Here is a 2,029-nt window from a genome sequence, read left to right on the forward strand (position 1 = left end):
GGCGCCGGCGGACGGGCGGGAGGAGATCCTGTGTGCGGTGTTCGCCCGGGTGCTGGGTCTGGCGGAGGTCGGGGTCGGGGACGACTTCTTCGCCCTCGGCGGGCACTCCCTCCTGGCCACCCGACTCGCCAACGAAGTCCGGATCGAACTCGGTCTGGAACTGCCCATCCGGACGGTCTTCACCGCCCCCACACCGGCCGCGCTCGCGGCCTGGATCACCGAACACGCCAGTCAAGAGTCCAGTGCTAGGCCCGCGCTGCGGCCGATGCGCAAGCAGGAGGAGTCCCGATGATCCCGTTGTCGTTCGCACAGCGCCGGCTCTGGTTCCTGGCGAAGCTGGAAGGCCGCAACACCGTCTACAACGTTCCGACCGCGCTACGGCTCTCCGGTGAGCTGGACCGTGAAGCGCTGGCCGAGGCGCTGCGGGACGTGATCGGCCGCCACGAGGTGCTCCGCACCGTCTTCCCGGAAGCCGACGGCGAGCCGTACCAGCGGATCCTCCCGGTGGAGGAGACCGGCTTCGAGCTGACCCACACCGAGGTCGCACCCGAGGAGCTCGCGGGCGCCGTCGCAGAGGCCGGGCGACACGCCTTCGACCTCGGCACCGAAATCCCGCTGCGGGCCTGGCTGTTCGGCTCGGCGCCCGGGGAGCACCTGCTGGTGCTGGTGGTCCACCACATCGCGTGGGACGGCTCCTCGGCGGCGCCGCTGGCCCGGGACCTCTCCGTCGCCTACACGGCGCGGGCGGCCGGCCGGTCCCCCGACTGGGAGCCGCTGCCCGTCCAGTACGCCGACTACGCCCTGTGGCAGCGCGAGTTGCTGGGCGACCGGGACGACCCGCAGAGCCTGCTCGCCCGCCAGACGGAGCACTGGCGTGCGGTGCTCGCGGGGGCGCCGGAGGAACTGGAGCTCCCGGCCGACCACCCGCGCCCGGCCGTCGCCTCCCACCGTGCCCACCAGGTGGCGCTCGACCTTCCGGCGGACCTGCACGCGAAGCTGCTGGGCGTCGCGCGCGAGCACGGTGCGACGCTGTTCATGACGCTCCAGGCGGCGCTGGCGGTGACACTGAGCCGGCTGGGCGCGGGCACCGACATCCCGATCGGTGCGGCGGTGGCCGGCCGCACCGACAGGGCCATGGACGACCTGGTCGGCTTCTTCGTCAACACCCTTGTGGTGCGCGCCGACCTGTCGGGCGACCCGAGCTTCGCAGAGGTGCTGGGCCGGGTCCGGGAGGCGGGCCTGTCCGCGCTCGGGAACCAGGACGTGCCGTTCGAGCGGCTGGTGGAGGAGCTGGCGCCGGCGCGCTCGCTGGCCCGTCACCCGCTGTTCCAGGTGATGCTCACCGTGCAGAACACCGCCCGGACGGCCGTCGGCGGCGGATCGGTCCTGGCACTGCCGGGGGTGCGGGCCGTGGGCGCGCCGGCCGCGGCGCCGGCGGTGGCCAAGTTCGACTTGGAGGTGTCCGTCGTCGAGTCCTTCGACGCCGACGGCACGCCCGCCGGCATCAGGGGATCGCTGATCGCGGCGGCGGATCTGTTCGAGGTGGGGTCGGTGGAGGTGTTGGTGGGGCGGTTGGTGCGGGTGTTGGAGTTGGTGGTGGTGGATGCGGGGGTGCGGGTGTCGGGTGTGGGTGTGTTGGGTGTGGGGGAGCGGGTGGGGTTGTTGGAGGGGTTGGCGGGTGGGGTGCGTGGTGGTGGTGGTGTGACGTTGGCGGGGTTGTGGGCGGAGCGGGTGGTGGAGTCGCCGGGTGCGGTGGCGGTGGTGGGGGATGGGGTGGAGTTGTCGTTCGGTGAGTTGGATGAGCGGGCTGAGCGGTTGGCGCGGTTGTTGGTGGGTCGGGGTGTGGGGGCGGAGTCGTTGGTGGGTGTGGTGATGGAGCGTGGGGTGGATTTGTTGGTGGTGTTGTTGGCGGTGGTGAAGGCGGGGGGTGTGTATGTGCCGGTGGATGTGAGGTGGCCGGTGGAGCGGGTGGGGTTGGTGTTGGGGGATGCGGGTGTGGGGTGGGTGGTGACGTCGGAGTCGTGTGTGG

2 protein-coding genes are annotated in these 2,029 nt (G+C 72.0%); both read left to right on the forward strand.

Annotated features, from left to right (window positions below; genetic code table 11):
- Nucleotides 1-292, forward strand: a 292-nt coding sequence (locus J5Y04_RS41090; protein WP_209417661.1) for a phosphopantetheine-binding protein, incomplete at its 5' end; no start/stop codon positions are given.
- On the forward strand, nt 289-2,029 hold a 1,741-nt coding region (locus tag J5Y04_RS41095), incomplete at its 3' end, for a condensation domain-containing protein (RefSeq protein WP_209417662.1). The genes J5Y04_RS41090 and J5Y04_RS41095, both read left to right, overlap by 4 nt.

Source organism: Kitasatospora sp. RG8 (genome assembly GCF_017813315.1).
In the GTDB taxonomy this organism is placed as follows: domain Bacteria; phylum Actinomycetota; class Actinomycetes; order Streptomycetales; family Streptomycetaceae; genus Kitasatospora.